Annotated in this window: 22 protein-coding genes; 10 read left to right on the top strand and 12 right to left on the bottom strand. The window is 53.1% G+C overall.

What is annotated here, in order from left to right:
- Positions 1-2: 2 nt before the first annotated feature.
- Positions 3-506: a TrmH family RNA methyltransferase gene (locus DTL42_RS07015; RefSeq protein WP_199590043.1), complete on the bottom strand. Its 504-nt coding sequence runs from the start codon at positions 504-506 to the stop codon at positions 3-5.
- 123 nt (positions 507-629) lie between these two features.
- Between DTL42_RS07015 and DTL42_RS07010 the strand changes: the two genes are divergently transcribed.
- The gene (locus DTL42_RS07010; protein WP_114367917.1) at positions 630-1,232 is read left to right on the top strand and encodes a TlpA family protein disulfide reductase; all 603 of its coding nucleotides are present in this window, start codon (positions 630-632) and stop codon (positions 1,230-1,232) included.
- A gap of 92 nt (positions 1,233-1,324) precedes the next feature.
- Here DTL42_RS07010 and DTL42_RS07005 read toward each other — a convergent pair whose 3' ends face one another.
- Positions 1,325-1,816: an ArsR/SmtB family transcription factor gene (locus DTL42_RS07005; RefSeq protein ID WP_234824098.1), complete on the bottom strand. Its 492-nt coding sequence runs from the start codon at positions 1,814-1,816 to the stop codon at positions 1,325-1,327.
- Between the two features lie 498 nt (positions 1,817-2,314).
- On the opposite strand from DTL42_RS07005, the gene DTL42_RS07000 reads away from it, so the two are divergent.
- The 5 genes from DTL42_RS07000 to DTL42_RS06980 are packed head-to-tail and all read left to right on the top strand — an operon-like array spanning position 2,315 to position 8,544.
- Positions 2,315-4,318 (top strand): peptide ABC transporter substrate-binding protein, encoded by a 2,004-nt coding sequence (locus tag DTL42_RS07000; RefSeq protein ID WP_114367916.1) that lies wholly within the window; start codon positions 2,315-2,317, stop codon positions 4,316-4,318.
- Positions 4,315-5,238, top strand: a complete 924-nt coding sequence (locus tag DTL42_RS06995) for an ABC transporter permease (protein WP_234824097.1) — start codon at positions 4,315-4,317, stop codon at positions 5,236-5,238. Before DTL42_RS07000 ends, DTL42_RS06995 begins: the two co-directional genes overlap by 4 nt.
- A gap of 24 nt (positions 5,239-5,262) precedes the next feature.
- Positions 5,263-6,435 carry an ABC transporter permease gene (locus DTL42_RS06990; protein WP_234824096.1) on the top strand — a complete coding sequence of 391 codons (1,173 nt, stop codon included), beginning with the start codon at positions 5,263-5,265 and terminating at the stop codon, positions 6,433-6,435.
- A gap of 8 nt (positions 6,436-6,443) precedes the next feature.
- Positions 6,444-7,502: an ABC transporter ATP-binding protein gene (locus DTL42_RS06985; protein ID WP_276527737.1), complete on the top strand. Its 1,059-nt coding sequence runs from the start codon at positions 6,444-6,446 to the stop codon at positions 7,500-7,502.
- Positions 7,503-7,524: 22 nt separating this feature from the next.
- Positions 7,525-8,544, top strand: a complete 1,020-nt coding sequence (locus DTL42_RS06980; RefSeq protein WP_114367915.1) for an ABC transporter ATP-binding protein — start codon at positions 7,525-7,527, stop codon at positions 8,542-8,544.
- A gap of 46 nt (positions 8,545-8,590) precedes the next feature.
- Here DTL42_RS06980 and DTL42_RS06975 read toward each other — a convergent pair whose 3' ends face one another.
- The 8 genes from DTL42_RS06975 to DTL42_RS06940 all read right to left on the bottom strand — a co-directional run bounded on the left by DTL42_RS06975 (position 8,591) and on the right by DTL42_RS06940 (position 15,915).
- Positions 8,591-9,112 (bottom strand): YcxB family protein, encoded by a 522-nt coding sequence (locus DTL42_RS06975; RefSeq protein WP_114367914.1) that lies wholly within the window; start codon positions 9,110-9,112, stop codon positions 8,591-8,593.
- Positions 9,113-9,163: 51 nt separating this feature from the next.
- The gene (locus DTL42_RS06970; RefSeq protein ID WP_114367913.1) at positions 9,164-9,541 is read right to left on the bottom strand and encodes a hypothetical protein; all 378 of its coding nucleotides are present in this window, start codon (positions 9,539-9,541) and stop codon (positions 9,164-9,166) included.
- The gene (locus DTL42_RS06965) at positions 9,538-10,893 is read right to left on the bottom strand and encodes a M20 metallopeptidase family protein (RefSeq protein WP_114367912.1); all 1,356 of its coding nucleotides are present in this window, start codon (positions 10,891-10,893) and stop codon (positions 9,538-9,540) included. The genes DTL42_RS06970 and DTL42_RS06965 overlap by 4 nt, the downstream gene beginning before the upstream one ends.
- Before the next feature lie 136 nt (positions 10,894-11,029).
- Positions 11,030-11,713 (bottom strand): RdgB/HAM1 family non-canonical purine NTP pyrophosphatase, encoded by a 684-nt coding sequence (rdgB, locus tag DTL42_RS06960; RefSeq protein WP_338065618.1) that lies wholly within the window; start codon positions 11,711-11,713, stop codon positions 11,030-11,032.
- 85 nt (positions 11,714-11,798) lie between these two features.
- Positions 11,799-12,923, bottom strand: a complete 1,125-nt coding sequence (locus DTL42_RS06955; protein WP_114367910.1) for a hypothetical protein — start codon at positions 12,921-12,923, stop codon at positions 11,799-11,801.
- 164 nt (positions 12,924-13,087) lie between these two features.
- On the bottom strand, positions 13,088-14,044 hold the full coding sequence (locus DTL42_RS06950) for a chemotaxis protein (RefSeq protein ID WP_114367909.1): 957 nt from the start codon (positions 14,042-14,044) through the stop codon (positions 13,088-13,090).
- A gap of 135 nt (positions 14,045-14,179) precedes the next feature.
- Positions 14,180-15,469, bottom strand: a complete 1,290-nt coding sequence (gene mtaB / locus DTL42_RS06945) for a tRNA (N(6)-L-threonylcarbamoyladenosine(37)-C(2))-methylthiotransferase MtaB (protein ID WP_114367908.1) — start codon at positions 15,467-15,469, stop codon at positions 14,180-14,182.
- Between the two features lie 86 nt (positions 15,470-15,555).
- Complete coding sequence (locus DTL42_RS06940; RefSeq protein ID WP_234824095.1) at positions 15,556-15,915, bottom strand: ATP-dependent Clp protease adaptor ClpS; 360 nt, start codon at positions 15,913-15,915, stop codon at positions 15,556-15,558.
- Positions 15,916-16,102: 187 nt separating this feature from the next.
- Here DTL42_RS06940 and DTL42_RS06935 point away from each other — a divergent pair, with 187 nt between their 5' ends.
- The gene (locus DTL42_RS06935) at positions 16,103-17,473 is read left to right on the top strand and encodes a dipeptidase (protein WP_114367906.1); all 1,371 of its coding nucleotides are present in this window, start codon (positions 16,103-16,105) and stop codon (positions 17,471-17,473) included.
- A 23-nt stretch (positions 17,474-17,496) separates the two neighbouring features.
- On the top strand, positions 17,497-18,777 hold the full coding sequence (gene serS / locus DTL42_RS06930) for a serine--tRNA ligase (RefSeq protein ID WP_114367905.1): 1,281 nt from the start codon (positions 17,497-17,499) through the stop codon (positions 18,775-18,777).
- A gap of 93 nt (positions 18,778-18,870) precedes the next feature.
- Here serS and glmM read toward each other — a convergent pair whose 3' ends face one another.
- Positions 18,871-20,214 (bottom strand): phosphoglucosamine mutase, encoded by a 1,344-nt coding sequence (gene glmM / locus DTL42_RS06925; RefSeq protein WP_114367904.1) that lies wholly within the window; start codon positions 20,212-20,214, stop codon positions 18,871-18,873.
- Between the two features lie 221 nt (positions 20,215-20,435).
- On the opposite strand from glmM, the gene DTL42_RS06920 reads away from it, so the two are divergent.
- Positions 20,436-22,253, top strand: a complete 1,818-nt coding sequence (locus DTL42_RS06920) for a phospho-sugar mutase (RefSeq protein ID WP_199590042.1) — start codon at positions 20,436-20,438, stop codon at positions 22,251-22,253.
- 142 nt (positions 22,254-22,395) lie between these two features.
- Here the strand turns inward: DTL42_RS06920 and DTL42_RS06915 are convergent, their stop codons facing one another.
- Positions 22,396-23,973, bottom strand: a complete 1,578-nt coding sequence (locus DTL42_RS06915) for a sulfatase family protein (protein ID WP_114367903.1) — start codon at positions 23,971-23,973, stop codon at positions 22,396-22,398.
- Between the two features lie 543 nt (positions 23,974-24,516).
- On the opposite strand from DTL42_RS06915, the gene DTL42_RS06905 reads away from it, so the two are divergent.
- Positions 24,517-25,866, top strand: coding sequence for a DUF3237 domain-containing protein (locus DTL42_RS06905; RefSeq protein WP_234824094.1), 1,350 nt, complete (start codon positions 24,517-24,519; stop codon positions 25,864-25,866).
- Positions 25,867-25,988 lie beyond the last annotated feature (122 nt).

Here is a 25,988-nt window from a genome sequence, read left to right as displayed (position 1 = left end):
TCTTAGCCTTCAGGAAACTGGCGACAAAATTCGTACAAGGTCATACAGGTTGCCGTAGCAACGTTAAAACTGTAAGGCATACCGTAAACGGGAATCTCGACCACCGCATCCAGCAACGAGAGGATATCTTCGGTGATTCCTAGACGCTCGTTGCCGATAACCAGCACCGTTTTACGCACAAATGAAAAATGGTGAATATCGTGCGAGTTGGTGGTCTGTTCGAGGCCAACCAGTGTGTAGCCTTGCTGTTTATAATCTTTCAAGACCGGCGCAAGACTGCGGTGACGCGAAATGGGGAGCTTTTCGGCGCCGTCGCGAGCAATCTTGGGATCGATCTTGGGATTGCCGCACACCACCACCTTGCTGACGGCGCAGCACGAGGCAGCGCGGACGATTCTCGAAAGATTTACGTTGCTACGCATCGGGCAACACGCCACGATTAGCTCGCGCGGTTGATCCAACGCAGTGGGGGGCTTATGACGTAAGTGCTCGAAGTCAGGGTCCATGGCGAAATGTTCGTTCTGGCGTGCCGACTTGATCGAGCACGCTTGGCTGCGATAAAAACGAAGTATCGAAAACAATCTCGTATCGTAATGCGAGAGCTTTAACCTGTGGAAGGTGGTTCCCTGATGAATAGGCATTGGTTGGCAATTGGCTTTGTGGTGCTGCTGGCGGGCTGCGGTGGTGGTTCTCCGGCGGAAACGGGAAAACCTGCCGCCGAGGTGACACTTCCTGCAACCGAAACGAAGGAAGTTACGACGAAAGTGATGGACTACTCCGGAATTCAAATGTTAATTGAGTCGTACCGGGGAAAAGTGGTCGTGGTCGATATCTGGTCGACTCAGTGCCCACCATGTATCAAAGAGTTGCCAGGCTTGGTGGCTTTGGATAAAGCGTATTCGGACGAGGACGTGAAATGCATTACGGTAAGTCTTGATTACGGTGGTATTGCTGGGGAAACACCTGACCAATATCAAGCGGCAGATGGCCCTCTGATGAAGATTTTGACCGGACTTGGCGTCACCTGCGATAATATCATTGCGGCGGACGATTCCGAGGCCATGCTCAAGAAGCTTGACCTATTGGCCCCCCCAGCAGTGCTTGTCTATGGTCGAGACGGCAAGCTGGCTAAGCGATTTGATAACGAAGGGGAAGGCGTTACCGAAGAGACCGCATTCACTTACGAAGACATCAAGCCGTTGGTCGCAGAATTGGTCAAAGAAAAGTCGTAACCTTCTGCAGCAGGGCAAAAAAAGAAGGCCATCCTAGGACACGAATAGGATGGCCTTCATGCGAGCCTCGATTATTGAGGTGAAGAAGTGAGCTAGTGGATCGCTACAACTGGCGATTCGTGTTCCACTTCTAGGCGAATGGTGGCCTCGCCAAAGTCCATTTTGTCCTCTTCGAGGCCTGGTACCTGGCGGAACAATACTTCCGCGAAACGGCCGAATTGTTCCGGCATGACACGATAGAAGTTGTTCTTCCCATCACGCCGCGATTCGATCAAACCGCATGTTTTCAGCAAGGCTAAGTGATGGCTAACCGCTGGCTGGCTTTGCTCGAGTAGATCGCAAAGCGAACGCACGTTTAACTCGCCTGCCTGCATTAAGTAGCTAAGAATCTTCAGCCGAGTCTCGTCGGCTAATAGTTTAAAGATTTGCACCAGTTGCCGAGCAACATCTTCGTTTAAGGGTTCGTACGGGGAAACTTCCTTGCCTGGGACGTTAGGCTCGGAAACGGGATCAGGACTATCGCTATCGGGATAGTATCCTTTGGACAACGAGTGCCCATTGGCTGGAGTAGCCAAGAACATCATGGCAGTTCTTCTCCGTGAAAGTAATGCTTGGGGCCTTACCTGAAAAGCTGAGTCTACTGGCCCTAAAAGTGGATAAGTTCGACACTTCGGAGATAGCTTACGCGGCCGAATGCTTATCCCCTGGCGGACCGAAGAGAGGCCTACACGGAGAACGGCAAGTTCCAACGAAGACGCGATAAGTTATTCGAGTGACGCCGAGCGAATCCAAAGTTTCAGGAGACCCAAGCGCTTAAGGCTCTTCCAAAACTGAGCCTCGCCCCCAACGTACGATTGCAGGCGCGAAGTGGTTCGCTCATTTCCGGAGTATCAACCAATTCGAAGCAAACTGCAACTTTTTCCCTGATTAGAGGGGTTTGTTTTGCGCACTTGGGGCGTGTGGCTTGATTGAGATCAGCATATCGTCACGTCTTGCGGAATTTGATACGATCAGGTCATGCAAGCGATGATAGGACTTCGCCAAAGTTCCGCGGCCCGCCCAATCGAGCGAGAAAGCACCGGATGAAACTGACGCTAAGAGGTTTATTTCCTTATCTATTCCCCTTAATTTTCGTGGTTGCGCTGTTGCTGGCCTTGCAGATGGGGTCTTTGCCCCCTGCTGATTTTACGTTCTCGAACGGAACGGAACCGCAATCGGTTGATCCTGCGAAGGCAACTGGGGCCCCGGAAGGAAGGATATTAGATGCCATTTTCGAGGGGCTGTACCGCAAGCTGCCCGATCCGGAAGATCCCTACAAAATGAAGCCCATGCCAGGCATGGCGATCTCGCACGATCTTTCAGACGACAAACGTATTTATACGTTTCACATGCGGCCAGGTGCCAAGTGGACCAATGGCGAGCCGGTAACCGCTTACGATTGGACCTTCTCGTGGATGCGTTTTCTGCATCCGGAATCGGCTTCGCAATATGCGTATCAACTGTGGTACATCAAAAATGCGAAACGCTACACGACAATGGAAGTCAATGTTGGCGACAAAGTGGAAGTCGAATTAACCGACCGCCCCAATAGTGCCCAGTTGTTCCCCCGAGGAACCATCGTTTCCGGCATTGTCACCAAGATTGACGAGAAAACTATCGAGCCGGAAGAAAAGAAGAAAGACGGGGAAGAGGGCAAGGAAGAAAAGAAAACCTACAAGTTTTATCACGTCGATTGCGTTCCTGATGTGGCTGGCGAGCCAGATTGGAATGCCGGTGCGACCAAGCGGGTTTTTTATCTCAAGAAAACGCCGGACAAGCTAGTTGCCGAGTACGCCAACTCAGAGTCTGCTCATAATGTTCTGCTGCATTTTAGTGAAGTGGGGATTAAAGCTCCGGACGAGATGACGCTGGTTGTGGAACTCGACTATCCCACTCCTTATTTTCTAGATTTGGCCGCTTTTTACCCAATGCACGCGGTTAATCGAACTTGCATCGAAAAGTACGGCTACCCCAATTGGACCAAGCCAGAAAATATTGTCACAAGTGGCCCTTACAAGATCCAAACGCGTCGTATTCGCGACCGGATTCGCTTGGTAAAGAACCCTGACTATTACAATGCGGACACGGTCAAGCTTGATGTCATTGATGTTTTGGCGATTCAATCGGATACGACTCAGTTAAATATGTTCATGAGTGGTCAGCTTGATTGGGCTACCACGGTGCCTAGTACCGTCATTCCAGAGCTGGAAGAACTCGACGATAAGAAGCAGGAAGAGCCACGCTACAAAGGCTTGCGGAAAGATCTTTTGCTCAAGCCGATGCTGGCGACCTATTTCTACCGGGTCAACACTCAGCGACCACCGCTCGATAATCCGAAAGTGCGTCAGGCCCTGGATCTGGCGATTAATAAGCAAGAAATTGTCGATCACGTGACGCGTGCTGGTCAGGTTCCGGCGAATTCTCTGGTTCCGCCGGGATTGCCGGACTATACCGGGCCGGAAGCCCCAGGCTACGATCCCGAGCGGGCTCGGCAACTGCTGGCTGAGGCTGGCTTTCCTGATGGCAAGGGAATGCGGAAGATTCAGATTTTGTACAACACTTTGGAATCGCACCGAGCGATTGCGGAAGTGATTCAGCAGCAATGGAAAAGTAATCTCCATATTGATGTCGAGCTTCGCAACGTCGAGTGGGGCGTGTATCTCACGACGATGCGTGAAATGGATTACGATGTTGTGCGGGCTGGATGGATTGGTGACTATCCGGACCCCAATACATTTCTGGATATGTTCGTCACCGACGGCGAGAACAACCAAACCGGTTGGAGTAACAAGGAATACGACGAACTAATCCATTCCGCCATCCAAGAGCCCGATGTGGATAAGCGTCGCCAGATGTTGTACGACGCCGAAAAGATCTTGAACGAAGAGCGTCCGATTCTTCCGATTTACTATAACGTTTCGTTGAATATGGTTCGGCCGTACGTGAAGAACTTCTATCCGAATCTACAAGACCTTCACCCTCTGCAAATCCTGGAAATCGATAAGGAACTACGCGAGAAGATTCGCGAGTGGGAGGACTTGAAGTGATCCGATTTTTAGCTAAACGATTAGTCTGGTTGGGCATCACCATGTGGGTTGTGTTCACCGTAAGTTTCTTTCTGATGTGGATCGTCACGCCAGAAGGGGCCACGCTGTCCGAGCGACAGTTGCCGGCTGCGGTTGAGCAAAATATTCGTGCCTATCACGGCCTAGACAAGCCGCTGCACGAACGTTACTTCCATGAGATGTGGCGGTTTGCCCACTTTGATTTTGGTCCCAGTGGACGCCTGCAAGATAAGACAGTCAACGAAATCCTGCAGGAAGGCTTTCCGATTTCCATTTCCCTGGGAACGCTCGCGTTATGCTTTGCGATGCTATTGGGCTTTGCCACGGGGATTGTTTCCGCACTTAAGCGTCAGTCGTTCATCGACGTGACGTTTCGTTTGGTTGCGACGCTGGGAATTGCGATTCCCAACTTTGTGTTGGCCGGATTCGCGATCATCATCTTCGTGTTCTGGCTGAAGTTGTTCCCCGCAGCAGGTTGGGGGCGTCCCATCGATTTGGTACTTCCCTCGCTTTGTTTGGCGGCTCCGTTTGCGGCTTATATCTCGCGCTTAACACGTACCGGCATGCTAGAGGTGCTCGGCCAAGATTACATTCGCACCGCTTACGCCAAAGGTTTGATGCCGACGACCGTGGTCATGAAGCACGCGTTTCGGGGGGCTATTTTGCCGGTGGTTTCTTACTTGGGACCAGCCACTGCCGGGATTTTGACAGGCTCGCTCGTGCTAGAGCGAATCTTCTTCATCCCAGGGCTGGGCAGCCACTTTATTGAAGCGGTAATGCAAAAAGATCACCAGGTGAGCTTGGCCGTGGTGATGGTGTATACCGTGTTGCTCTTCACCATGAATACGTTGGTCGACCTTTCGTACGGGCTGATCGATCCGCGAGTTAAATTGGACAAATAACGTTTCTCTGAGAAGGCCAGATAGTTGGATTCCTTAGAAAAGAACGATCCTTACGCCGCCGCGTTGCCGCCGATTGAAAAGTATCGGGAGATGTACAACGAGGCCAAATCGATTCGAGGCATCTCGTTATGGCAAGATGCCTGGCGAAGATTGCGCCGCGACTGGGTTTCGATGACGGCGCTGAGCTTTTTGGTGCTGCTGGGCTTGGCGGCTATCTTTACGCCGCTAATTCCGCTTCAGTCACCTCAGCTTCAAGATCTGGGGAGTCGAACCGGCAAGCCGCCAGAGTTCTCCTCGATGACGAAAGTCACCAACGAAAAGGGGGAAACCGTTGAGATCCCCGTAAGTTTGGGGCTGGTTGGAAAGACAGGGGATGATTATACCCGCCGAAAAAGCGAACTTTGGTCCGATCTGACAACCTTCGATGTCATGTTGTTGAATGTTCGTTTGGCCATCTTTGGCGACTACTGTCTGCCAAGTTTGTGTGGCACCGATATGTTGGCCCGCGATCTCCTTTCGCGTCTCTTCTACGGGGCGCGCGTTTCGTTGATTGTGGGGATTGTGGCGACTTTGGTGTCGTTGATCATTGGGGTCAGTTATGGGGCGATTGCCGGCTACGCTGGCGGGATGGTCGACGACTTCATGATGCGGATTGTTGACATCATGTACTCGGTCCCGTTTATCTTTGTCGTGCTATTTTTGATCACGGTTCTCAGCGAAGAAGGGGTCAAGCAGCAGCTTGAAGCCTATGGGATCAGTCGCATTGTGATCTTATATATCGTGATTGGGGCCGTCTATTGGCTGACGATGGCTCGGGTGGTACGTGGTCAGATTATCAGCTTGAAGAACGAACAATTCGTCGACGCGGCACGCACGATTGGAGCGAGTGGCTTGCGAATTGTTTTTCTGCATCTTGTTCCGAACGTTATGAGTATCGTCATTGTTTACCTGACGCTGACCATTCCGGCGGTGATGCTATTCGAGGCGTTTCTCTCCTTCTTGGGGCTGGGGGTCGAACCACCGGCGGTGAGTTGGGGCGTGCTGGCGGAAGAAGGTTTGCGTGTGATTACTCCGGTGAAGATCTATTGGTGGCTGGTCGTGTTTCCGGCGCTGGCCTTGGCATCGACGCTTTACTCCTTGAACTTTCTCGGTGACGGTTTGCGAGATGCCCTCGACCCGCGCATGAAGAACCGATGAGGTAATTGATGGCTGCAGATACAATGAATGCCACCACCAAGAACAGTGGTTCCACCAAAGGGCGAACGCTGCTTGAAGTTCGCGACTTGGCGGTCGAATTCCGGACTGAGGAAGGAGACGTCAAAGCCGTGCGCGGGGTGAACTTCGACCTCCGTGCCGGCGAAACGTTGGGAATCGTGGGCGAGTCTGGCTCGGGGAAGTCGGTAACCAATTTAGCCATGCTGGGGCTCATTCCTCAGCCCCCAGGGCGAATCACCGCTGGTTCGGCGATGTATGGCGGATACGACTTGCTCAAGATGACGGACCGAGAGTTATCTCGTATTCGAGGCAACCGAATCGCGATGATCTTTCAAGATCCGATGACCTCGCTCAATCCGTTTCTGACCATCGACGAACAACTGACCGAAGTAACCCGCAAGCATCTGGGACTTTCTTACAAAGAGGCCTTAGATCGAGCGATCGAGATGCTAGAAAAGGTTGGCATCCCTGGCGCCACGAGACGCGTGTTTAATTATCCGCACGAATTTTCTGGCGGAATGCGGCAACGGGTGGTGATCGCCATGGCGTTGTCGTGCGACCCCGAAATCTTGATTGCCGACGAACCGACGACCGCTTTGGATGTGACGATTCAGGCCCAAATCTTGGAGCTGATGCAGAAGCTTCAAGAGGAACACAACACCGCGATCGTGATGATCACGCACGACTTAGGCGTTATCGCCAATATGGCGACCGACGTGCTGGTGATGTATGCCGGGCGAAAAGTGGAACAAGCGAAGGTGAACGATCTGTTCTCGGATCCGCGGCATCCTTATACGCTGGGGCTGCTCAATTCGATTCCACGCATCGACGAGCATGTGGGGGCTCAGCTGACCCCAGTTTATGGTCAGCCGCCTGATATGAGTCAGCCGATTGTTGGCTGTGCGTTTTATCCACGCTGTCCCTACCGAATTGATGAATGTCTGGCCGTTGATCCCCCCTTGGTTCAGGTTGATTCGGGGACTCTGCACGCGTGCATTCGCGATGTCACGCAGCTTGAAAAGCCGACTCCTCAGGTAACCCCTTCCTAACGTCGAACGAACTGACAGCAAGATGCCGCAACCAGAGCAAGATTCTCCCGTTCTCGAAGTACGCAACTTGAAGGTCCACTTCCCGGTGCGACGCGGAAGCTGGTTTTCGTCGCAAACGGAACTGGTGCGGGCCGTCGATGGAGTGTCGTTTAATGTGAAGCCAGGCGAAACGTTCGGGCTAGTGGGCGAAAGTGGCTGCGGCAAATCAACCACTGCCAGAGCGATTATGCACCTGGTAAAGCCGACCGAAGGAGAGATCCTCTTAGATGGTCATCGGCTCGATAATCTTTCTGCGGATAGCATGCGGCAGTATCGCAGCGACTTGCAGATGATCTTTCAAGATCCGTATGCTTCGCTCAATCCGCGTATGACCGTGGGGAATATCATCGGAGAACCGCTGTCGATTTTCGGCCTGAAATCGGGTATCGATAAGAAGCTGGAAGTGATGCGGCTGATGGATGTCGTGGGCTTGAACCCCCGCTATGTCAATCGTTATCCGCACGAGTTTTCCGGTGGTCAGCGGCAACGTATTGGAATTGCTCGGGCCTTAGCTGCTCGCCCCAAGGTCATCATCTGCGACGAGCCAATTTCTGCCCTCGACGTTTCCATTCAGGCCCAGGTGATTAACCTGCTGATGGATTTGCAGCAGAAGCTAGGCGTCGCTTATGTGTTTATCGCCCACGACCTTTCGGTTGTTCGCCACATCTCGCATCGTATCGGTGTGATGTACCTCGGGCGGATCGTCGAAATGTCGGAGTCACAAGAACTGTTCAAGCACCCCCTTCATCCCTATACGCGGGCCTTGCTATCAGCCATTCCTGTGCCAGATCCGAGTGTCGAACGGCAGCGGAAGCGAATTGTGCTGCAGGGCGAGGTCCCCTCTCCAGATCAGTACTATGGTGGTTGTGCGTTCGCCGACCGTTGTCCGATTGCGAAGGTAGAGACCTGTACTACTAGTCGTCCTCCGCTAGAAGGAACGCCTCACCCGGCAGCTTGTTTCTTTCCCGGGGAAATGACCGAAGAGGGAACGAGGAAGGAATAAGAACCTCGTTCTTGTTTTAACTTCAAGAATTCGAGACCGGCCAAGCCTAGGCCGAGTGCTTGGAATCAACCGGTTGTTGTGTCTGTGACGATCCGTCTGCCATTCTCATAATCGAAGAACCGGTTCTTAGTCTGCGAGATTCCATATAGAAACGGACGGTCGCTTCTAGTTCGCTATTCAGTTTGCGACACGCTAGGTCGATGGAGGCGAAGCCTGCCAAGGGGGAGTCGTCGCGGGTCAGGTACAAAATCACACCGTGGGGATGCGTTTCATAGCGAACAATCTCGCGCCATGGTGTTTTGCGGGTGCCCAGGATCGACGTCTGAATGATTCCGCGCGGGCCGAGATCTATGCGAACTGGGATAAAGAGCTTCCAGGTTGCCAGCAGACACATCAGAACCACGGCAAGCGAACCCCAGACGCTAACGGTGTCCGAGTACGTTAGCAGGGCGAGAACGCTCAACAGAACGGCAATCGCGGCTTGGGCGATGTGGTCGTCGCGGATCGGCAGCCGAACCAGGGATAGCTCTGGCGACTGGCTCTCGAATTCTCGACTCGATGGAGACATACGTCGCCAATCCAACGGCGCCTGCAAGCAGGGCCAACTTAGGTGTCAAAATCAATGGGGCGCATCGTTATTGGGTGACGCAGGAAGTTGATTGGAGGTTCGTATCGCCCCAGCAATCATAATTCCTACGCTCCAGTATAGGATACTCAGAAAAACGACTGCCCAGGTCACAACCGTTGGAAAGTTCTCAGAAAAGAGGATCTTAATTGGTGGTTCGACGCTTCGTTTGGGGGGGCTCGGTTGCGACAGATTTTCCGCCTTCTTTTTTTCGTGCAAAGCCTCGCGAAGCTCTTGCCAATTCTCGGTGGCCTGGGGGGTATCGTAGGTCTTAGCAACCCACGAGCGGGTTTCGAATAACCCCCAAACCGTTAGCCCAACGAGAATTGTGTAAACGAAGGCAAGAATCAGCAGCGTTCGTCGAGGCATCATCGATTGTCCGAGTTCGTCTCGAAGAGGTTGAGCAGGGCAGCCGCCGAGGCCGTTACACCGGTCGTTAGGCAATCTTCCGCATCGGGATAGTAAAGGGGGGAATGCAGCGAGGGAGGCTGCTGGCCGAGTTGCTCGAAGCGGGCCAGACGCTTGGCGTCGACCGATCCAAGGCGAAACATAAAAATGGGTACGCCAGCCAAGCCGTAGCGGCTGAAATCTTCGCCTCCCATCGAGGGATCGACTGGAACGACATTCTCGTCGCCGAGAACTTCGTTGAGGATTTCCACGGTTGAATTGGTCAGACTTTTATCGTTGAAGAGGCTCGGAGTCCCTTCTTTGACGGTAATGTCTGGCATTTCAGCACGGAAGCTTTCGGCGGTTGCATTTGCTTTTCGCTTGATCGCATCCAGAAGTTTTTGACGGACCTCTTCCCCGTAACTGCGGACGGTAAGCTGCAAATGGCATGAATCGCCGATGACATTGTGCTTGGTCCCCCCATGGATGGCACCAACGGTCACGACGGATGGTTCGGACGGGGCAATTTCGCGACTGACGATTGTTTGCAGGTCCATTACTAGCTGTGCGGCTTGCACAATTGGATCGACGGTCATGTGTGGGTAGGCTCCGTGGCCTCCCTTTCCTTTGACCACAATATCCACACTATCGACGTTGGCCATCGCGTACCCAGCACGATACCCGATCGTGCCGGTAGGCAGGGTCGGATCGACATGAAGTGCTAAGGCAAAGTCTGGTTGGGGGAAACGCTCGAAAAGCTTGTCGGCGAGCATCGCCTTGGCACCTTCTCCTTTTTCTTCCGCAGGCTGGCCAATAATCATCAGTGTGCCGTGCCATAAGTCTTTGTGGCTGGCCATGAACTGAGCGGTACCGACCACGTTTGTCATGTGAATATCGTGCCCGCAGGCGTGCATCACTCCGGTCGGCGTGCCATCTTCTAGCGTGACCTTCTTTTGCGAAGCGTAAACAAGCTCAGTCGCCTCGGTTACCGGTAGGGCGTCTAGGTCGGTTCGGAACATGACGGTTGGGCCGGCTCCATTCCGAAGAATGGCTACCAGGCCGTGCCCACCTATGCCAGTTGTGACTTCGTATCCGGCGTCCTTAAGCAGTTGGGCCAGGCGATTGGCCGTTTCTTTTTCGTGAAACGACAGTTCGGGATTGGCATGAAACCATCGATAAATATCGATGAATGAAGCGGAGGAATCGGTGACCCATTTTTGGATCGGTTTAAGCTTCTCTTGAGGGGATTCGGCTTGGCTGAACGGGGGAGGAAAGAGGCAGAAGATAGCGATGGATAGCCAGCAAAATGCCATCGGGTGAGAACGATATCGATTCATTTTTGAATCTCAGCGAAACGAAGGAATTGCCACTTGCACTGCTGGCACGAAAAGGAGTAATATCTCGTTCAGATTATAACACGTTCTAATTTTATTCGAGCGGATGTCTGCGCTTCATTCAACGGCATCCGCTTATTTATTTCTTGCTCAACAGCTGCGGGTTCTTGCGCAGCAGCCCATTTAGTTGGGCAACAAACTCACGAGTGGCTTTGGCCCGGTGGCTGAGTAGCCCTTTCACGGCGGGACCGAGTTCGCCAAAGGTGAGATGGTATTCTGGGATCAAGAACAGTGGGTCGTAGCCAAAGCCATGCGTGCCGTGACGCTCGTGAGCAATTCGACCGTGACATTTGTCTTCGGTCTGGAGAATGGCGTTTCCGGAAGGATCCGACAGCGTGATGTGGCATACATAGTGGGCCCCACGTTTTTCATCGGGTAGCCCTTGAAGCTTTTCCAGCAGCAAATCGTTGTTCGATTCGTCGGTGGCCTCTTCGCCTGAGAAACGTGCCGAATAGATGCCGGGTGCCCCTTTCAAGGCGTCGACGCACAAACCGCTGTCCTCTGCTAAGACCCATCGTCCTAAATGAACGGCCTGCTCGGTCGCTTTCTTGGTGGCGTTTTCGGTGAAAGAAATTCCATCCTCCTCCACTTCGATCGCGTCAGGGTACTCTTTGAGCGTTTGCAACTCGATGCCTAAGGGGGCAAGTAGTTGCTGCAGTTCAGTTCGCTTCTCTTGGTTGTAGGTGCCCAAAACAATTTGCCGCGTGTGGTCCATCGCCGATCGATCATTAGGGGTTAGGCGTATAAAAGGTTCGCCTGTCATCGTAGCGGGATTCGCGCGCACAAAAAAGGTTCCACGTAGTACGTGGAACCTTGTGGTTGTTGTTGGCGGGTAGTTGTCTGCTCGCCTAGCGAGTCGTTCTGCGTGCATAATCGGCGGCAACGCTTACGCGGGGGACTTGGACGGGGACCGGTTGGACATCGAAAGTAATACCCGCCAAGATTTTGGGCTCAAAGGTCGGCAAACCAGTGGCTGAGGGTTGCGAGCTGGCACTTCCCTTGTAGCCATCCATGATGCGTTTGACTTGCGGGTTGATTTCAATCTTGCCATCGCGGCGAGGTGTTCCCACCGACTCGAAACTGCCAACGGTAACGATGCTCTCAGAACGATCGTGGAACGTGTAAGCTTCGACACCTTGCTTACGCAGGGCAGCAGCCAGTTTTTCAGCCTTTGCTGCTGCAACGGCAAGGCGGCTGCCACCAACGATGTTTTTGGCTTCGATTTCTTTGATCTTGTTTTGGTCCAACTCGACGGCACCGCGGAAGGTTGCCACGCGAACGGTGTACTTACCCGGGCAATTTAGCAAGTTGTAAGGGGTGTCTTTGTTCATGCCGATCACAAGTTGATCGGGACCCTGAGGACGGAAAAACTCTTCTGGAAGCAAGGGGTTGCGTGTGACGAACGCATTGCCCATTGGTCCTTTTTCCTTTTTTTCCTCGGTGTTGATCGCGTCTTTAATCTTTTCACGCATGGTCTTGATAGCGTCCGACTTTACGCTGTAGCCGGTTTGGAAGACCTTGGGATGCGCCGTCTTGATTTTGTTAAGCGTACTTTCCACACCGCTGGCATCGACCGAATCGTAGTTGCCCACCATCACGGCGTAGCTGACGAAACTGGCGTCGTTCATGTAGCGCATTTTTTTCGGGTCACCGTAGCGATCGTAACCCTTGCCGACCACACTGTCGGAGAAGTCGTACTTTTGTTCAAAGACGAACGCTTCCATGCCGAAGTCTTTGCGAAGTTCGATAACCAAATTCTTGGCGTCGTTCGCGGCACCGGGGCCGTTGAAGCTACTGGCCATGATCATCCAAGGGCCATTGGCTTCGGTCAATTCGTACGTCTTGTTGACGTCGGCTTCGACCTTTCTGAATGGAATCAGGCTGGCCCAAGGTGGGGCAGCTAGTGACGTGGAACCGAGTGTGGCAATCAGGCCAAACGCCACGGCAAGTCGTAGTTTCGTGCGGACAAACATCCTTGCTTGATCCCCTCATGAGACAATTAGAGCATCGACACCGACCGCCAAGTGGGCCGGAAAATGTCGGGGAACATTAGCAAGTCCCCCTCGGTCGACACAAGGTGGATCTTGAGAGAATTCCGAGGATTTCTCTCAAATGGTTCGGCTCGGTGCTAGCTAGGCTACACTTCAAGCAACTGCGTCATGCCAAGCAGTTGGCGGGCCGTAGCGACAAGCTCGGCGTAGCGTGGTTTCGAGACCTGAGCATCGACCCCGACCTGAGCCCCTTTTTTCTGGTTGTCTTTAGAGACCAGCGACGAGAAGATCAAGATTGGCAATTGGCCTAATACCGGGTGCATGCGGATGTGTTTGGCGAGGCTGAAACCGTCCATCCGTGGCATTTCGATATCGGTAATGATGATACCAACATGGTCGCGAATCGTATCACAGGTTTGATTTTCGGCCAGATTCTCGAGGTATTCCCAAGCTGCGCAACCATCAATGAAACTGTGAACGTTGCTGAATCCGGCTTCTTGGAGGTGGTCGTTGATCATTTCCGAAATCATGCGAGAGTCTTCGGCGAAGACAATCGGCACGTCAGGTGCCTCAATTTTGGTAATCGTGGCATCTTCGAGGTGCTGTTGCTCGGAAATCCCGGCGACTTCTGAACCGATCGACTCGAAATCGAGGATTTGAACCAGCTTGCCGTCGATCAGCACCACACTGGTAATTGGCGCGTTCATACCCATGGTGTTCGGTAATGGGCGAGTCGCTTTCCAACTAACGCGATAGATTCGATGGACGCGATGGACCCGGAAAGCGAGGGGCCGCTGGTTGAACTCGAGGAGCAGCAAGCAGTCGTTGTCTTTGGCCTGAGCTTCCTCGACGTTACCGTACAGAAAGTAAGTCAGGTTGATCAGGGTGACAACGTCTTGGCGAATTCTTACGACGCCTTCAATGGAAGGATGGCCTTCTGGAAGACTGGTGACTTTGCTGATGCCTAGGACTTCTTTTACTTTGGCAACGTTCACCCCAAATGTTTGCCCGGCAACCTCGAAGACAAGGATCTCGGCTTCGTTTGTACCAGCTTCGAGAAGGATGCCCGTGTTAATGCCCAGTTTCGATGACTGTGTCGTCATGTTTATACCGCTTGCAGAGAACTTTAGGTGGTGTTATCCGAAAGGGATGGGGGCTAACATCAATCCTTTCTTCGGCGTGCTAGCAAATGTAGGCCAGCAATTCGGGCATGCGGCAAAAGGTGTCGAATAAAATGATTAAATCGATGAAATGAGAGATCCGAAAAGGCCCTGTGATTGGGCCTGATCGATTCGAACTTGGTATCGCTGGCCGATTTCGACTTGGCTGCGATCGCACGAGACTTGGGCATAGCGGCAAGAGGTGCCGGTGGCCAACAGTGGGTTTTGCCGATCTTCTGCTTCGATCAGCACATCTAATTTCTCGCCCACTAAGCTGCGATAATACGCCTCGCGGGCACGGTCTTCCACTTCTGCCAGGCGTGCTCGTCGGTCGGCTTTGATATCGCCTGGAATTTGGTCAGGCATTTCGGCGGCGGGGGTGCCTCGCCGTGCGCTAAAGGGGAAGATGTGAATTTTGGAGAAACCAACTTTCTCGGAGACGAGGCAAGTCTCTTGAAATTCGGCCTCGGTCTCGCCGGGGAAACCGACAATGATATCGGTCGAGATGGACGGTTTGTCCAGTGTGTCTTGCAGTAGCTTGCAGCGATCGACAAAACGCTGACTTCCCCACCGGCGACGCATCCGACGAAGAACCGAGTCGGAGCCACTTTGCATCGAGATATGCAGGTGAGGGCAGATTTTGTCGGGGTACTTGGCCATTACCTCGATCAGTTCTCGTGTAACTTCGGTCGCTTCGATGCTGGAGAGTCGAATTCGGAAATCAGTTTCGATACGGGAGAGCATTTCCATCAACTGGGCCAAGCGAACCCAGTCGGTTTTCGGTTTCCCTTTGTTGAGATCGACACCATAGTGCCCCAGGTGAATCCCGGTTAGCACAATTTCGCGAAAGCCGTTCTCTGCCAAGCGGCGGACCTCTTCCACGATTTCGCCTGCTGGTCGGCTGTACATCTCGGGCCGAACGTATGGGATAATGCAGAAGCTACAGCGTAAGAGACAGCCATCTTGCACTTTGACATAAGCCCGGTGGCGATCACCAAAACGGGAAATGCCATCTGGAATGTCAATCACGCCCATTCGGCCCAACAAATCAGGAATTTCCCGTTTGTCGGTGACGACTTCGGACACATTGGGCAGCTGCTTCAATTCGTCCGGGGCACGTGTGGCGTAGCATCCCATGACAACGATGCGAGAATTAGGGTTATCCTTGGCCAGCCGCCGAATCGCTTGACGGCTTTTTGAATCCCCTTCGTTGGTAACCGTACAGGTATTTACCACACAGACGTCTGCCGCCTCTGCGGTGTCTGCGTCTCGATATCCGCCGCGGACCAAACCTTCGCGAACAAGTTCGGTTTCATATTGATTGACCTTGCACCCCAAGGTGAGGGTCTTCAGTTTGAGATCGCTCATCGGCAGATAAAATAGGTGAGGCCGCGACCTGCAGGAGATGGCGACCTCTTTAGTAAGGATTGGGGAGGCAACAGGAATCCCCGATTCTAGCACTCTGGCTCGATCGTGGAAGACATCGAACCGCGGCAACGAGCGATCAGTTCATCCTTGCCATAAGCATGGATCTGTTCTCGTTTAAGCTCAGCATGTTCTTTGGTGGTGGTCAAGCAGATTGCGCGGCCATCGGAATCAACGGTCTTGGCAATTTGAAACCCTTTTTCCACGGGGTGCCCAAACAGCTCATGCATCATCAAGATGACATACTCGTAGGTATGATCGTCATCGTTCCAAAGCACGACATGATAGCGTGGCTGACGCTTTGGTTTTGGCTTTTTCTTGGGTTCCGTCTTGGTCGAAACGACCGTTGCTTCCCCAGGTTCAGCTACAGACGTATTTGAATCGCCCACTGGTACTTTCTCAAAGGTCCACGTGAAACTATTGCTTGGCGAAGTCGACCGAATTGACTCGCCAAGTACTGGGTGGAATGTCCAATTCCTGCGTATCGTATTATATTGTACGGCTTTGCCGGTCGGAAGGTAATTTCGGCGTTTCCGGTTGTAAACCACCCGCCACCAGATGCCAATTGGATAAGACATGCCGGATCTGAAAACTTTTCTAGAAGACAACCGCCAAGCATTCGTTGAATCGCTTAAAGAACTGTTGCGTATTCCCAGTGTCAGTACGGACAGCCGCCATAAAGAAGATGTGAAGAATGCGGCTGAATGGGTTGCGGAGCGGTTTCGGGAACTCAATTTCAAGACGCAAGTCGTTTCAACGCAAGGGCATCCAATTGTTTATGCCGAAAGCCCTCCTGTTCCAGGGAAGCCGGTGGCGTTGGTTTATGGACATTACGATGTGCAGCCCCCAGAACCGCTAGAACTGTGGACGACTCCCCCCTTCGAGCCTACAGAGCGAGACGGCAACATTGTTGCACGCGGGGCGACCGACGATAAAGGTCAGATGTTGACCCATGTGCTCGGTGCAATGGCATGGATGAAGTCGGTCGGCGAGTTGCCGATTCAGGTCAAGTTTCTCATTGAGGGGGAAGAGGAAATAGGCAGTGCTAGCCTCCCGCCTTTCATCGAGGCGAACAAAGAACTGCTCGCCAACGATGTGGTGGTGATCAGCGATTGTTCCCAATTTGGGCCTGGACAGCCGGCAATCACCTACGGGCTAAAGGGAATTGCGTATTTTGAATTGAAGCTAACGGGGCCCAATCGCGATTTGCATAGTGGCACCTTCGGGGGCAGTGTGCGGAATCCGGCTAATACGCTCTGTACGATGCTGGGCTCGTTGGTCGACGAACATGGCTGGATTCATATTCCTGGCTTCTACGATGACGTGATCCCCATGACTGGCGACGAACGCGAGAATTTCGCCGAATTGCCGTTTGATGAAGAGAAGTTCAAACAACAACTCGGAATCGATCAAGTTCATGGTGAAGAAGGCTACACTACACTCGAACGTCGCTGGGCTCGACCAACGTTAGATATCAATGGCCTGACCAGCGGTTATCAAGGGGAAGGGGCCAAAACGGTTCTGCCGGGGGTTGCTTCGGCCAAGTTCAGTTGCCGACTCGTTCCCAATCAAGAGCCTCACAAGATCGCAGAAGCGCTGCGCGAACATCTCACCAAGATTTGCCCTCCTGGTATCAAGATGGAACTGAAGGCCCATCATGGCTCGCCAGGGTTTGTGGTTTCCACCGACAGCCCTTACATTCAGGCGGCCCAGGTGGCGATCGAGAAAGGGTTTGGCAATGCCCCGGTACTGATCCGCGAAGGGGGCTCGATCCCGATTTGTTCCGAGTTCGCCAAAGAACTCGATTGCGATGTGCTGCTATTGGGATGGGGGCTAGATGACGATAACACCCACAGTCCCAATGAGAAGTTTAATCTCGGAGACTTTCAACGCGGCATCGAAGCCAGCGCCCAGTTGTGGGCGGAACTCGCCAAAATCACCAAGTAGGATTCAACCCAAAGACCTCACCCATGCTCGACCGGAAGTTTGTTGTTGATAACGTTGAACTCGTTAAGAAGAACTGTGTCGACCGAGGCGTCACCGCCGACGTCGATCAGATCGTCGCACTCGAAACCGCGCGCAAGGCAAAGCTCCAAGAGGCGGAAGAGTTCAACCGCCAGGCGAACGAGATCAACAAAAGCATCGGCAAAGCCTCGGCAGAAGAACGCCCCCAGATCATTGCCGAAGGAAAACGCCTGCGCGAGCTAAAGGATGCGGCATCGACGGAGGTCGACAAGTTCGAGGAACAGATTACGGATATCCTCCGCCTGATTCCCAACTTAACCCATCCTGAGGCACCGATCGGGGAAGACGATAAAAGCAATCTGGAAATCAAACGCGGGACAACCGAGCCACGCAAGTTTGATTTTCCTGTTCTCGATCACGTCGAGCTAGGCGAGAAACTCGACCTAATCGACTTTGAAGCCGGAGCCCAAGTTGCCGGTGCTGGGTTCTACTACTTGAAGAACGAAGCGGTCCTTTTGGAACTGGCTCTGCAGCAGTACGTGCTCAGCGTGTTGATGAAAGAAGGCTTCGTACCGACGATCACGCCTGATATGGCACGAACCGAAATTTTGCATGGCGTCGGATTCATTCCGCGAGGGCCAGAAACACAGATCTATAGCATCGAGAATACCGACCTCAACCTGGTTGCGACGGCTGAGATCACTTTGGGCGGGATGTACGCCGGCAAGGTCTTGGAAGCAGAAGACTTGCCGCAACTGTTCTGCGGAATTAGTCACTGTTACCGCACCGAAGCAGGCGCCGCCGGTCGGGCTTCGCGTGGTCTGTATCGCGTGCATCAATTCACCAAGGTCGAGATGTTTGCTTTCACGCTGCCGGAAGACAGCGAAGCGACGCTCAACAAGTTCTGCGAATTGGAATGCCGCATCTTCGACGGCTTGAAAATCCCTTACCGTGTGGTCGATACGGCCACCGGAGACCTGGGTGGCCCTGCCTATCGCAAGTTCGACCTAGAGGCCTGGATGCCAGGGCGTGGCGAAGCTGGCGAATACGGGGAGGTGACCAGCACCTCGAACTGCACCGACTACCAAGCTCGCCGACTCAATATTCGCTACAAGGTGAAGGGGGAGAAGGGAACCCACTTCGCCCACACGCTCAACGGCACGGCGATCGCTTTGAGCCGCGGTTTAATCGCGGTGCTGGAAAATTACCAGCAGGCCGATGGCAGCATCGAAGTGCCGGAAGTTCTTCGGCCCTTCATGGGCATGGACAAGATCGGCCCCAGATAACGATTGGCTGTCGTGCATGGTGCCATGCCGTTGTTTCGTTCGGCATGGCATTCTGGTTAACGTTCTTTAAGATCCAAGCGTGGCGTGGGTAGGCTAAATGCCCCGCAGCGTGCGTGTTGCCGAGATACACATATCTTCGCTCTCGTCTGCCGATTTCGATTCGGCGATCACGCGGACAATAGGCTCGGTATTGCTGGCACGCGCGATCAACCAGCGGTTTTTCCAGGTAAAACGGAGGCCATCCCCTTCTTGGACTTGGGCATCTTTGTACTGGTATTTTAGGCGATCGAAGCCTTCTTCGAGTTGATCAGGATCCATCTCGACTTTGTGCTTGACGATCTCGTAACGGGGCAGGGCGTCAGCCAGCTTGCTGATAGGTTTTTTCTTTTTGGTCATCAGTTCCAGGATGTTGGCCATGCCGACGAAGCTGTCGCGAATGTAGCCAACTCGGGGGTCGATAGGACCGCCATTTCCTTCGCCACCGAACACCGCATCGCGAAACATCATTTCTTGGGTTACGTTCGCTTCACCCACCGCCGAGCGATAGATGGGGCACTTATATTCTGCTGCCACGTCCTCGTTCATGCGACTGGTCGCACCATTGATGACAACGGGCCCTTTTCGTTTAAAGAGCACGTTTTGCAGGCAAAGAGCCACCGTGTATTCTTCGCCAATATATCGCCCATTCTCGTCGATTACCGCCAAGCGGTCGGCATCTGGGTCTTGGCAGAAAGCGACTTGAACTCGTGATTCGCGGACCCGGTGAGCGACGGTCTGCAAGTTCTCGGCGGTTGGTTCAGGGGAGTGCAGGAACTCTCCGTTAGGTTCTCCTCCCAAGAGTTCTACATCGCAGCCAAGGGCTTCTAAGAGCTTTACGCCCACGATGCTGCCGGCTCCTCCGTTCGAGTCGAGCAGAACGCGGTATTTTTTCTTTTGGATTAGACCTGAATCGATCGTTTCGAGAACTTTCTGGATATGTTCGCTAGTGGTGTCCTCACACAGCGAGGTGTTACCGACCTCGTTCCAGGGGGCCCATGTGGTCGGCTGTTCTTCGTAGGCAGCTTTGATCTGGGCCCCTTTATCGGCAGAGACGACTCGCCCATCGGCCCCCATTAATTTCAGCCCGTTGTACTCTGGGGGGTTATGACTCGCCGAGATTTGGATCGCCCCCATGCAGCGATATTGCCGCAGCAGCACACCGACCGTGGGGGTTGCGGCGATGCCTGCATCGATGACGTCTCGACCGAGTAGGTTGATTGTCCCTTGGACAATATCGCCCAATGCTTTTCCACTGGGGCGTCCATCGCGCGAGAGAAGGATGCTGCCATCGGGCAATTGCTCGACAAAAGCTGCTACATAACGGCTGATTGTATCGGGCGAGAGGCTTTGTCCTAAAATTCCGCGTAATCCGGAAACGCTGATGATCGGGTCTGGCATCGTTGTCTTGTGGGTTCGGCAATAGGTTGTTGGGATCTACCGTCGGCAAAAGCCAAGCGAGTTTCACTACTATAAAACATATTGTGGCTTTCTGCCGCAATCGTTTCGATCGGCACATCACGAAAGTAAAGAATTCACACACCGCTGGTTGCCTGATTGATGATAGCCAGGGTATTGCCTTAAAATCGGGCAATTCCGGCAGTCTTTCCATGGGGACAACTATGAGCGGCAGTAAGATCGATACGAAATCACTTCTCCAACTGGTCAAGCAGGCCACCGCTGATGGCAAAATCACCGCCAGTGCGGCTGATAACATCGAAATCTGGCTAACCGAAGACCGTTATGCCCGCTATGCCGAGCAGGTCGCCGAGCATATCACCTCGGAAAAATGGAAAGAACTCGACGACGCTTTCTGGACGATCATCCCTTTCGGCACTGGCGGGCGGCGCGGAAAGATGTATCCGATCGGCTCGAATGCAATCAACGAGCGGACGATCGGCGAGAGTGCCCAAGGCTTGGCCGAGTATGTAAAGGAAACGGTCAGCGGAGACTTGTCGTGTGCGATCGCCTACGACACCCGGCATCGCTCGCGTGAATTCGCTGAGTTGTGTGCCCGTATTATGGTGTCGAACGGATTCAAGGTTTATTTCTTAGACGACTATCGCAGCACGCCGGAACTGTCGTTCCTTGTTCGATTCAAGAAGTGTTCGTGCGGAATCATGGTGACGGCCAGTCACAACCCACCCAGCGATAACGCGGTGAAGGTTTACTGGTCGACCGGTGGTCAGGTTATGCCTCCGCACGACAAGCAAATCATCGATCGCGTGATGAACGTGCAGGAAATTCCCCTGGGTGTGGAATTCGACGCGGCGGTTGCCGATGGCAAGGTCGTCATCTGTACGGCAGAAACGGACGATGCGTTCATCAACGCCGTTCAGCAGCAGAAATTTGACGGACCACGCAATCTGAAGATCTTGTACTCGCCCCTTCATGGTGTTGGCGCTTCGGCTGTCATGCCTGCGTTGGCCGCCGATAATTTCAAAAATGTCGCGATCTTTGGCCCACACAAAGAACCGAGTGGTGACTTCCCCAATGTGCCGGGGCACGTTTCCAACCCCGAGAATCCGGCTGTCTTTGATGCGATTATTGAGCAAGCCAAGACCGACGGTAGTGAGTTGATTTTGGCGACGGACCCCGACTGCGATCGGGTTGGCTGTGCCGCACCGAAAACGATGGACGTGACCGGCGAGTGGGGGACATTTACCGGCAATCAAATTGGTGTGCTGTTGGCCGATCACGTTCTTTCCGAACGGAAAAAAGGTGGCGGGCTGACTCCAGAGCATTACGTCGTTAAAACCTTGGTTACCACCGAGATGGTTCGCCGGATCGCGGACAGTTATGGCGTACGCACGTGCGGTAACCTGCAGGTTGGTTTCAAGTGGATCGGCGGCACGATGGATGCCGAGGGGCCAGATAAGTTCCTCTTCGGTTGCGAAGAATCGCACGGTTACTTGGTGGGGCAGTATGCTCGCGATAAGGACGCCGCAGTCGCCGCGATGTTATTGGCCGAGTTAGCAGCCAACTGCAAGCAGGAAGGGAAATCGCTGCACGAGAAGTTGGAATCGCTGTGGTGGCAACATGGCTACCATGCCGAGCGTCTTTTGAATCAGAAGATGCCTGGCAGCGAAGGGATGGCCAACATGCAGAAGCTGATGGGCAAATTCCGCGAGGCACCGCCACAATCGGTGGGTGGCTTGAAGTTGACCGCCGTGCGCGACTACCAGAACGATACCATCACTACCCCGGACGGCAAGAGTTCTCCGCTTAATGGTCCTAAGGGGAACATGGTCATTCTCGATTTAGAAGATGGCAACTACGTAGCCGTGCGTCCTTCAGGTACCGAGCCGAAGGTGAAGTTCTACATGTTCAGCTACGTACCGGCCGAGCAGCTTTCGCTACTAGACGCTGCCCAGGAAGAAATGGAAGCGCGGCTCGATGCGTTTGAAAAGGATCTGGTCGCCTTTGCGGACAGCGTTTAGTTGAGTGTGCCACTTGCTGAAAAGCAAGAGAAGTCTTCATTCGAACAACTCGTAAATGCCCCTTTCACGCCTAGCGAGAAAGGGGCATTTAACTTTCGAAACGTCCGTTATTATGCAGTCTCCTAAGCTGCAGTGGCTCAAGCTACTTTGCCTGAGCTGGTTGGGGCAGGGGAGGGGCTTGGTAGACTTTTCGTAGTCGATGAAACTCTTGGGTGAGATTCTCTCGAATCTCCTGAGCGGCTGGGTCCTCGTAGATACTGACCATCTCTTGAGGATCGGTTTGTAGGTCGAACAAGTTCCATTCGTTCGTTAGGGGAAAGTGAATCAACTTGTATCGCTGAGTGCGAACCCCAAAATGCTGCGGAACGGCGTGCTCGCCAAGTTCATAGTAGGCGTAATAAAGGGAGTCGCGCCAAGCGACTGGTTCCCCTTTCAAAATCGGCACCAAGGAGCGGCCTTGAATCTCTGGCGGAATCTTCTCGCCGGCAACTTCCAGCAATGTGGGGGCATAGTCGATGTTTTGCACTAACTCGTCTGGCGTGGAGTTAGGCTGAGTAACGCCAGGCCAGCGAATAATTAATGGCATCTGAAACGACTCTTCAAACATCCAACGTTTGTCATACCAGCCGTGCTCGCCGAGGTAGAAGCCTTGATCGGAGGAATAGATCACAATCGTGTTCTCGGCCAGGCCGTTATCGTCAAGATACTTGAGCAAGCGGCCAACACTTTCATCTACGGCTCTCACCGCGCCCAGGTAGTCTCGCATATAGCGACGATACTTCCAGCGAACAACATCCTGCTCAGAAAGTTTGCCTGCTTGAAAGTCCGCGAGAAAGGCCTGGTTTTGTGGGCCAAAGTGGGCATCCCAGGCCTTTTTCTGGGTCGCATTCATCCGGTTGTATTCCGGCGTGCCATAGCGATCAGGGGGCGGTAGGACAACCTTACCTCGTTCATCCTTGCGCAGCTTGAGGTCATAGGCCCAGTCCATGTGCCGATCGATTTCCATTTCATTATTGGCAAGCGTTGTGCTGCGATTGGCGTAGTCGTCGAACAAAGTTTCTGGTTCGGGGATTTCGACGTCATCAAAGGCGTTTAAATGACGCAGGGGCGGAGCAAACGTGCGATGGGGAGCCTTATGTTGGCACATCAGAAAGAATGGTTTCGAGGAATCCCGTTCGTTGAGCCAATTAATCGATTTGTCGGTGATTAAGTCGGTAACGTACCCTTCAAAACGTTTCGTTGTGCCATCTTGTTGAATGAAATCTGGATTGTAGTAGTTGCCCTGCCCGGGCAGGATTTCCCAGTGATCGAAGCCCAGGGGATCGGTCTTCAGATGCCATTTACCGATGATCGCCGTGTTGTAGCCGGAGGCTTGCAAGGCCTTCGATAGCGTCCACTGCGATTGATCCATGCCTTGTCCTGTGTTACGCATGAATCCATTTTTGTGGCTGTGCTTGCCCGTCAAAATCGTCGCACGCGAAGGGCCGCAAATTGAGTTGGCACAAAAGGAATTGCGGAACAACATACCTTCCTGAGCTAAGCGGTCGATGTTCGGAGTCGGAGCAACTTCAGCCAACGGGCCACCATACGCGGAAATAGCATTCAGGGCGTGGTCGTCCGAAAAGAGAAATAGGATATTGGGCCGTTGGGCCTTTTCCTCAGCCGCGACCATTGCCGTAGCGCCAAAAAGCACCAGTAAGACTAGGAAAGAGCGAATCATGTTGTGTGCTTGCCTGTTTTAGGAGGGAAGTGCGGCGAGGCTTTTCAAAGCGTCTTGTTAGGCATAAGTGGACGCGGTCAGCTTGCATTCTAGCGGAGTTTTTTTCTCGGTACAGGAATTACTTGCTCGGGATATCGCTGGTGTATTCCAGGGGAAGGCATTAGGCAGGCGATTCGCTCTTGCTTCTCTACTGCTCATCGCAAGGGACGATGTGTGTGAAAAATGCCTGGTCGGGTGAGAAAATACTCATGGGTTCGTGGGGGTAAGTCAGGGTTAGAATGGGGGTCTGCGCGGAATACCCCAAACTTTTCGTACCCCTTATGTTCTGACAGCGGGCCTTAAGTAGGCCTCAGCGTTTCCAATCGCTTCTTTCGAGCCGGCCCCAAACCATTTTTCGGCTAATTCGACAAGCTTGCAAGCCACGTCACGACGTGTGTTATGGGCGAACGATTCGCTCGTTAAGTTTTGTTGCTGGCCGCGCTGGTACTTGCTGTTTAGGACCAAATGATTCGTGGGAAAGCTTGTAATACACAGGAACGTTGAATGAAATCGAATTTGAATCTGCTGGTCCCGTTGATACTGAGTGTGCTGTTGCTGCCGGTCTCAATTGCCGTTGCGGAAGATGCTCAAGGAACACCTGTTCCGCAGGGAGAGAAGCTGTTTTATGCCTCGCATAGCTTGATGTGGTATGTGCCAGAGCTCCTGGGCGAATTGGCAGCGGCGCGAGGCATTGAAGGTCACCAACTGCTGGGGCTACAGAAGCTAGGGGCCTCGCGGACACTGCAACATTGGCAACTTCCGGACGGTGACAACAAGGCCAAGCAAGCCTTGAAGACAGGCCAGGTCGGCGTCTTTGTGATGTCGCCGATTCAACTGCCGGATGAAGGATTAGAGAACTTCGTTAAGCTTGGTCTGCAGCACAATCCCGATATGCGTTTTTTGGTGCAGCTCTCTTGGGGTGGAGGTGACATCGACAATCAGGAATTTCCGAAGGGAGCTTGGAGTGTCCCTGATCGAAATAAGACGCCAGAACAACTGGCCAAGATGAATGTTCCTAACATCAAAGCAGGGGAAGCCCAGATCAAAGAACTGAACAAGCGATATGGGAAAGGGAAGGATGTTGTCTTTCTTATCCCCACGGCACAAGCGGCTGCTGAATTAAGATCGAGAATTTACCGCAAAGAAATCCCTGGGTTGACCAGCCAAGACGAACTATTCGTCGATCCGGCGCACCCCTCTCCTCCACTGGAAGCCTTGAACACGTACTTGCATTACGCGGTGCTGTATCAGGAGAGTCCGGTTGGCTTACCGATGATCGATTTGTTGAAACGTGCTAACCGCCCAGAGTGGGACGAAAAGCTCAATCGAACATTGCAAGAGATTGCCTGGCAAACCGCACGCAACTATCCCTATTCGGGGATCAAAGAACCCAAATCATCGCAGGTATCTGGGAGTTTACCTGCGGAGAAATCGTTTGCGGTACCGGAGTTGGAATTGGTCTATACCTCGTACGTCGACATCGGGAAGCCGCTGCATGTCGGAAAGATGCCAGAGGGAGAACGCCGCGTTATCCCGATCACTGGCGGTACTTTCAAAGGGCCCAAGATGCAAGGAGAGATCATACCAGGCGGAGCTGATTGGAACCTCTCTCGTGCCGACGGAGCGACGGTTGCCGAGGCGAATTACTTTCTCCGCACAGACGACGGAGTGGTAATTCGCATTTCTAACTGGGGCGTAGGCGCCCCGCCGACCGGTTTGCGTTTTACAAATCCAAGATTTGAAGCCCCACATGGCAAGTACGACTGGCTAAATCAATCGGTCTTCGTCGGCACGTTGGACGTTGATTTTAGTCAGCCACATCCGATTTGTATTCGTGTGTTTTGCCTGAAGTAAATCGGGTTTGAATTGTGTCCGTTCAGACAGACGCGCGATTGGGAAAATAACCTCAAACGGGAATCGTTTGGCACTTTGTTTCATGCGATTGAAGTTCTTTCTCGTCCCCTCCTTTTCTCAGC

The sequence above is a fragment of the Bremerella cremea genome (assembly GCF_003335505.1).
Taxonomy (GTDB): Bacteria; Planctomycetota; Planctomycetia; order Pirellulales; family Pirellulaceae; genus Bremerella; species Bremerella cremea_A.
This window is presented reverse-complemented; position numbering and strand designations above follow the sequence as displayed.

What these genes read in the sequence shown, in the direction of transcription:
- DTL42_RS07015 (WP_199590043.1), bottom strand. Translation starts at nt 506, where the DNA reads ATGGACCCTGACTTCGAGCACTTACGTCATAAGCCCCCCACTGCGTTG.
- DTL42_RS07010 (WP_114367917.1), top strand. Translation starts at nt 630, where the DNA reads ATGAATAGGCATTGGTTGGCAATTGGCTTTGTGGTGCTGCTGGCGGGC.
- DTL42_RS07005 (WP_234824098.1), bottom strand. Translation starts at nt 1,816, where the DNA reads ATGATGTTCTTGGCTACTCCAGCCAATGGGCACTCGTTGTCCAAAGGA.
- DTL42_RS07000 (WP_114367916.1), top strand. Translation starts at nt 2,315, where the DNA reads ATGAAACTGACGCTAAGAGGTTTATTTCCTTATCTATTCCCCTTAATT.
- DTL42_RS06985 (WP_276527737.1), top strand. Translation starts at nt 6,444, where the DNA reads ATGGCTGCAGATACAATGAATGCCACCACCAAGAACAGTGGTTCCACC.
- DTL42_RS06980 (WP_114367915.1), top strand. Translation starts at nt 7,525, where the DNA reads ATGCCGCAACCAGAGCAAGATTCTCCCGTTCTCGAAGTACGCAACTTG.
- DTL42_RS06975 (WP_114367914.1), bottom strand. Translation starts at nt 9,112, where the DNA reads ATGTCTCCATCGAGTCGAGAATTCGAGAGCCAGTCGCCAGAGCTATCC.
- DTL42_RS06970 (WP_114367913.1), bottom strand. Translation starts at nt 9,541, where the DNA reads ATGATGCCTCGACGAACGCTGCTGATTCTTGCCTTCGTTTACACAATT.
- DTL42_RS06965 (WP_114367912.1), bottom strand. Translation starts at nt 10,893, where the DNA reads ATGAATCGATATCGTTCTCACCCGATGGCATTTTGCTGGCTATCCATC.
- rdgB (WP_338065618.1), bottom strand. Translation starts at nt 11,713, where the DNA reads ATGACAGGCGAACCTTTTATACGCCTAACCCCTAATGATCGATCGGCG.
- DTL42_RS06955 (WP_114367910.1), bottom strand. Translation starts at nt 12,923, where the DNA reads ATGTTTGTCCGCACGAAACTACGACTTGCCGTGGCGTTTGGCCTGATT.
- DTL42_RS06950 (WP_114367909.1), bottom strand. Translation starts at nt 14,044, where the DNA reads ATGACGACACAGTCATCGAAACTGGGCATTAACACGGGCATCCTTCTC.
- mtaB (WP_114367908.1), bottom strand. Translation starts at nt 15,469, where the DNA reads ATGAGCGATCTCAAACTGAAGACCCTCACCTTGGGGTGCAAGGTCAAT.
- DTL42_RS06935 (WP_114367906.1), top strand. Translation starts at nt 16,103, where the DNA reads ATGCCGGATCTGAAAACTTTTCTAGAAGACAACCGCCAAGCATTCGTT.
- serS (WP_114367905.1), top strand. Translation starts at nt 17,497, where the DNA reads ATGCTCGACCGGAAGTTTGTTGTTGATAACGTTGAACTCGTTAAGAAG.
- glmM (WP_114367904.1), bottom strand. Translation starts at nt 20,214, where the DNA reads ATGCCAGACCCGATCATCAGCGTTTCCGGATTACGCGGAATTTTAGGA.
- DTL42_RS06920 (WP_199590042.1), top strand. Translation starts at nt 20,436, where the DNA reads ATGAGCGGCAGTAAGATCGATACGAAATCACTTCTCCAACTGGTCAAG.
- DTL42_RS06915 (WP_114367903.1), bottom strand. Translation starts at nt 23,973, where the DNA reads ATGATTCGCTCTTTCCTAGTCTTACTGGTGCTTTTTGGCGCTACGGCA.
- DTL42_RS06905 (WP_234824094.1), top strand. Translation starts at nt 24,517, where the DNA reads ATGAAATCGAATTTGAATCTGCTGGTCCCGTTGATACTGAGTGTGCTG.